This is a genomic window from Reyranella sp., assembly GCF_004297265.1.
Lineage (GTDB): Bacteria > Pseudomonadota > Alphaproteobacteria > Reyranellales > Reyranellaceae > Reyranella.
The window spans coordinates 44,994-51,038 of sequence record NZ_SCUT01000022.1; the positions used below are offsets into that span (position 1 = coordinate 44,994).

The following is a 6,045-nucleotide window of genomic DNA, read 5'->3' on the forward strand; positions in this document are numbered from 1 at the left end:
TTTTCAGAAGTCTTGCTATGGAGATGACAAGAGTCAATATTCTCAAACAATTAAGTATGAAATCGTTCTTAGAATGGCTGCCGTAACCATCCGTGACGTTGCCCTTGCCGCCGGCGTCTCGCTCAGCTCCGTCTCTCGTGCGCTGAACGGCGGCAAATATGTGAGTGCCCGCGTCGCTCACGATGTCGCTCAGGCAGCCACGCGCCTGGGCTACAAGCCTGACTTCCTGGCACGGAGCCTTCGTACCCGTTCTTCAGGCATGGTCGGTTGCCTGGTCTCCGACGTCTCCAATCCCCTCAACGGGTCCATCGTGCGGGCAGCCGAGGCGCATCTGCGCGACGCCGGCTACATGCTGGTCGTTGCCAGCACGGCGAACGATCCGACTCGCGAACGTGCAGCAGCGGACGAGTTCAAGGGCCGACGCTTCGATGGCATGCTGGTCGCTCCGGGCAGCGGCGCCAACGATTCGATGTGGCGTGAACTGGCGCTTGGCGGCACGCCTGTCGTGGTTCTCGACCGCGATCCCATCGGTGCCAGGGATGATTCACGCTGGCCTGCCGTCCTGGTCGATCATCACGGCGGCGCCAAGGCTGCGACGCGGTATCTCCTGGGACTCGGCCATCGGCGCATAGCCCTGCTCACCGCCGACGCCCGCATGCGGCCGAGCCGCGAGCGGATAGCCGGCTTCCAGGAAGCCTATGCCGAAACCGGTGTCGACCCGAGCGGGGCGCAACTCTGCATTCAGTCGACGCCCATGGATTTCGCTCAAGGCGATACCGTTGCCCTCCTGCGTGGGGAGCGGCGGCCCACAGCGATCATTGCCCTTGGCACACGCATCCTCGCGGGTGTCCTGCGCGCGGCCCGGAATCTCGATTTGTCGGTACCGCGAGACCTGTCGGTACTTTCGGTTGGCGACACCGATCTCGCGTCCGTCCATGCACCGGCGATAACGGCGTTGCGCTGGAGTTTGGAAGATGTCGGGCGCGCCGCGGCAGAGCTCCTGTTGCAGCGGCTGCGAGGCGATTTCGGTGGCGGGCAGTCGCGCGCCCTGCTTGAGGTCGATCTGGTGCTTCGAGAGTCCTGCGCTCCGCCGCTCCTGCGATCCGTGCAGCTCTAGCGGTATCCGATCCGCTCGAAGAACCTTGCGATCTCCGTTGCCGCGAAATCGGGCCGCTCGTAGTGGACGAAGTGGCCGGCATCCTCCGCGATGCCGGCTTCCACGTCCTGGAAGTAATTCCCGACGACGTCGATCCAGGCCGACTTCAGCACCGGGTCGTGGCGTCCCCACAGGACGCGTGCGGGTTGGGTGATCGTCGGCGGCTTGGGCGCGGTCCCGGCCATGACGGCGAGCCGTCCGGCGTTCTGTGAGATGTACCAGTTGAAGCCGCCCTGGAGGTTGCCGGGACGCATGAAATTGTCGACCCAGCGTTCCAGCACCGCGTCGAACGCATCCTTGCGATGGCACCAGTGGGTCAGGAAGTGCCGGAAGTAGGCGCGACAGGAATCGCGAGAGGCGCCGACGATGGCGGGCGCAAACGGCAGCTGGTGGAAGGTCTGGTACCAGATCTCGTTGATCTGTTCGGGCTCACGCCAGCGCGCGCCGACGCCGTGCGTACCGCAATTGAAGAAGAACAGTCCGGCCACCCGGTCAGGATGACGGATCGCCAGCCGCTGCATCACGAACGCGCCGACATCGTGGCCGACGAAACCCGCCTTCGCGACGCCCAGGCGATCGAGCAGGGCCACGACGTCGTCGGCCAGCACGTCCGGGCCGGCCTGATCGGAGGGACCGGGCGTCGGGTTGCCGCTTTCGCCGAAGCCGCGGAAGTCCGGCGCGATCAGGCGGAAGCGATCGGCCAGCCGCTCGAACATCGGCTCCCAGGTCGCCCAGAACTCCGGCCAGCCGTGCAGCAGGAGCAGCGGCGGGCCGCTGCCGGTCTCGGCGACATGGGTCGGGAACCCGCGGGTCTCGACGAAAGCGTGCCTGACGGCCGACATGATGCGCCTCCTCGTCAACCCTTCTTCACCATCGCCTCGATCAGCGTCGGTCCGTCCGTCCGGGCCAGCGCCCTGTCGAGGGCGGCGTCGAAGCCTTCGGCCGTGTCGACCCGCTCGGCCGGCAGGCCGAATCCCTCGGCGATCTTCGCGATGTTCATCGGCGGATCGTTGAAGTCCATGCCGATCGGCGTGTCGTTGCCGTGGAACAGCTTCAGTCGGTTCTTGAGGATCTGGTAGCCTTCGTTGTTGGTGATCAGGAAGATCACCGGCAGCTTCTGGTTGGCGGCACTCCATAGGGCCGAGATCGAGTACATGGCGCTGCCGTCGCCGATCACCGCGACGACCCGGCGCTTCGGTTCGGCGATCTGCACACCGACGGCCGCGGCGATGCCCCAGCCGATGCCGCCGCTCACATTGCCGAAGAAGCTGTTGCGGTCGCGGAAGGGGAAGTAGCTCGGCAGGGTCGAAGTACTGGTGAGGCCTTCCTCGACGATGATGGCGTCCTTCGGCAGCCTGTCGCTGAGCCGCATCATGAGCCATTCGGCGGGAAGGGGCGAAGTGGTGGGCGTCGCGACTTTGGCCGCCTTCTGGGCGCGCTGGGCGTTCCAGTTGCGCGTTCCAATCTCGGCGAGCGACGCTTTGGCCTGATCGGCAAGCTTCGCGCCGCCCAGTTTCTTGAGGAGGGGCACCAGAGCCTTCAGCGTCTCCTTGACGTCGGCGCGCAGCGCGATCTCGGCCGGGAAGTTCTTGCCCATCTCCCAGTCGCGCAGGCCGATCATCGCCACCTTGGTGGTCTCGGGCAGCGGCTCGGTCTCGCTCCACACCGACATCTTCAGCACGTCGGACCCGACGCAGAGCATCAGGTCGTAGTCGGAGAGGACGCGGCGCACGTATTTCTGGTCGCGGTTCAGCGCGCCGAGATAGGCGGGATGCTCGGAGGGGAAATGCGCGCCCCACGCCACGGTCTGCTGCAGCACCGGCGCGCCCAGAGTCTCGGCGAGCTCGGCCGCTTCGGCAAAGGCGTCGGAAGTCGCGATCTCGTGGCCGGCCAGGATGACCGGCTTCCTGGCCGACAGCAGGCGCCTGGCAAGCTGTTCCAGCGCCGCATCGCTCGGGCGCACGGCCGTGTCGACGCGCGTGACGTCGCCCATGTCTATGGCGGCCTCGTTGTTCAGGATGTCGCCCGGCAGCGAGATGAAGACCGGCCCGGTCGGCGCGGTCATCGCGACCTTGGCGGCGCGGCGCAGGATGCGCGGCAGGTCTTCGATGCGGCTCACTTCGGTGGCCCATTTCACAACCGGCTGGGCGATCGGCACCAACGGCGCGTAGAGCAGGGGCTCGGTCAGCCCGTGCCCCTGTTCCTGCTGGCCGGCGGTCACGATCATGGGCGTGCCCGACATCATCGAGGTGTAGATCGAGCCGATGGCGTTGCCGAGGCCGGGCGCCACGTGGACGTTGCAGGAGACCAGCTTGCCCGACGCGCGGGCGTAGCCGTCGGCCATGGCGATCACGACGGCTTCCTGGAGGGCCAGCACGTAGCCCATTTCCGGCGCCGAGGAGAGCGCGTGCATGATCGGCAGCTCGGTCGTGCCGGGGTTGCCGAACATCTTGGTGACGCCCTCGTCCTTCAGGACGCGCAGGAAGGCGTCGCGGCCGGTGATGGTATTGGGGACGTTTGCGTCGGGCATTCATTTCCTCCTGGATGAGGCGCGAGGGTAGCGTGCCGTCGTGGCTCGTGAAATGATCGAGTGCATGACGGTTGGAAGACCACGCCGCGATGCGAAAAGCCCGTGACTGAGCTCGAACGCAGGATTGCGGCACTGTCGTGCTGGCGCGGCCCGGTGACGATGGCGCCGCTGACGGGCGGGCTGACCAATCTGTCCTATGTCGTGGAGGACGCCGGCGAGAAGTTCGTCGTGCGCTGTGGCGACGACATCCCCGTGCATCACGTGTTTCGCGATCGCGAGCGGGCCGCCTCGATCGCCGCGCACGCCGCCGGTCTTTCGCCCGAAGTGGTCCACCACGAACCCGGCATCCTGGTGATGCGCTTCGTCGAGGGGCGGACTTTCACGGAGGCGGACCTTCGCGCGAACATCCAGCGCCTCGCGCCACTCCTCAGGGCATGCCACCACAAGGTCGGTGAACATCTCGCGGGCCCTCCGAACTTCTTCTCGGTCTTTCATGTGATCCGCGACTATGCCCGGACGATCCGGGCGGCGGACAGCCCGTTCGCCGCCGACGTACCGCGCTACCTGGAAGCGAACCGGACGCTGGAAGCAGCGCAGGCGCCGATGCCGATCGTGTTCGGCCACCACGACCTGTTGCCGGGCAACGTGATCGACGACGGACAGCGTCTCTGGCTCATCGACTGGGAGTATGGCGGCTTCGGCACCGCCATGTTCGACCTGGCCAACCTCTCGGCGAACGGGGCCTTCGGAGAGGCCGAGGATTCGGCTCTGTTGGATGCCTATTTCGATAGCAAGGTCCCGGCCGTCCTGTGGCGCTCCTTCCGGGCAATGAAGGCGGCCAGCGCCTTGCGCGAGGCCATGTGGGCCATGGTGTCCGACATTCACCTGCAGATACCCGGCGCCGACTACAAGGCGCATGCGAGCGACTATCTCAGGCGCTTCGGAGAACTGATGGCCCACTGATTGCATATCGCTTCCGGGGAGCTGATTTCAGGAGCAATTGCATGAGCCTTCGCCGATTCCGTCTCGCTGTGGCATTGGCCGCCGCGTCCCTGCTGCCGCTGTCGGCCGCGCAGGCCCAGGAGAAGACGCTGCGCATCGCCATGACGGCGTCGGACATCCCGACCACCACGGGCATGCCGAACAACGGCTTCGAGGGCATGCGCTTCCTCGGGTTCCCGATCTTCGAAGGCCTGATCCTGTTCGACCTGTCGAAGTCCGACCAGCTTGCGACCTTGCGGCCGGGCCTTGCCGAAAGCTGGAAGCAGGCGCCGGACGACAAGAAGACCTGGATCTTCAACCTCCGGAAGGGCGTCAAATTCCATGACGGCACCGACTTCAACGCCGACGCGGTGATCTGGAACCTGGAGCGCATCTTCAACAAGGACAGCGCGCAGTTCGAGCCGCAGGCGACCGGCATCATGCGCTCGCGCGTGCCGATCCTCGCCTCGTGGAAGAAGGTCGACGACTATACGGTGGCGCTCACCACGACGCAGGTCGCGTCCTACTTCCCGTGGATGGTGCCCTACATCCTCACCTCGTCGCCGACGCAGTGGGACAAGCTCGGCAAGGACTGGGGCAAGGTGGGTGCTGCTGGCGCCGCCGGCACCGGACCGTTCAAGATCACCAAGGTGGTTCCGCGCCAGTCGGTGTCGCTCGGCCGCAACGACGAGTACTGGGATCCGACCCACAAGGCCAAGGTCGATTCGATCCTGCTGATGCCGATTCCCGAGGCGAATACGCGCCTCGCCGCCCTGCGCTCGGGTCGCGTCGACTGGATCGAGGTCCCGCCGCCGGACGGCATCCCGTCGCTCAAGCAGGCGGGCTATGTGATCTCGACCAACTCCTATCCGCACGTCTGGCCGTGGTTCTACAACATGGCCGCCAAGAACAGCCCGCTGGCCGACGTCCGGGTGCGCCAGGCGCTGAACTACTGCATCGACCGCAACGCCATCGTGGCAATGCTGAACGGCACGGCCGAGCCGTCGGTCGGCTGGCTGAAGCCCACGGATGCCGCGTTCGGCAATCCCGTGAACCGCTATACGTTCGATCCGGCGAAGGGCAAGAAACTGCTGGCCGAAGCCGGCTTCACGCCGCAGAAGCCGCTGTCGTTCAAGGTCATGATCTCGACCTCGGGCTCCGGCCAGATGCTGCCGCTGCCGATGAACGAGGCGCTGCAGGAGAACCTGAAGCAGGCCTGCGGTGTCGACATCCAGGTCGATGCCGTCGAGTGGCAGGTGCTGCTGAACGCCAGCCGCGCCGTGCCCGACAGTCCCTCGCTGAACGGGGCGATGGCGCTGAACGTCAGCTCGCCGTCGAGCGATGTCGGCATGATGTTCCGCTACTTCGCAGCGGCGAA

The 6,045-nt window shown here is 65.9% G+C and carries 5 protein-coding genes; 3 read left to right on the plus strand and 2 right to left on the minus strand.

Annotated features, from left to right (window positions below; genetic code table 11):
• Nucleotides 1-73 precede the first annotated feature (73 nt).
• Nucleotides 74-1,117, plus strand: a complete 1,044-nt coding sequence (locus tag EPO41_RS08570; RefSeq protein WP_296323257.1) for a substrate-binding domain-containing protein — start codon at nucleotides 74-76, stop codon at nucleotides 1,115-1,117.
• On the opposite strand, the gene EPO41_RS08575 is transcribed toward EPO41_RS08570, so the two are convergent.
• Entirely contained in the window at nucleotides 1,114-1,998 is an 885-nt protein-coding gene (locus tag EPO41_RS08575) for an alpha/beta hydrolase (RefSeq protein WP_296323261.1), read from the minus strand. The two genes, EPO41_RS08570 and EPO41_RS08575, sit on opposite strands and share 4 nt — an antisense overlap.
• A 14-nt stretch (nucleotides 1,999-2,012) precedes the next feature.
• Nucleotides 2,013-3,686: a thiamine pyrophosphate-binding protein gene (locus EPO41_RS08580; RefSeq protein ID WP_296323263.1), complete on the minus strand. Its 1,674-nt coding sequence runs from the start codon at nucleotides 3,684-3,686 to the stop codon at nucleotides 2,013-2,015.
• A 102-nt stretch (nucleotides 3,687-3,788) separates the two neighbouring features.
• On the opposite strand from EPO41_RS08580, the gene EPO41_RS08585 reads away from it, so the two are divergent.
• Nucleotides 3,789-4,649 (plus strand): choline kinase family protein, encoded by an 861-nt coding sequence (locus EPO41_RS08585; protein ID WP_296323264.1) that lies wholly within the window; start codon nucleotides 3,789-3,791, stop codon nucleotides 4,647-4,649.
• Between the two features lie 41 nt (nucleotides 4,650-4,690).
• The coding region (locus EPO41_RS08590) for an ABC transporter substrate-binding protein (protein WP_296323268.1) at nucleotides 4,691-6,045 on the plus strand (1,355 nt) is incomplete at its 3' end.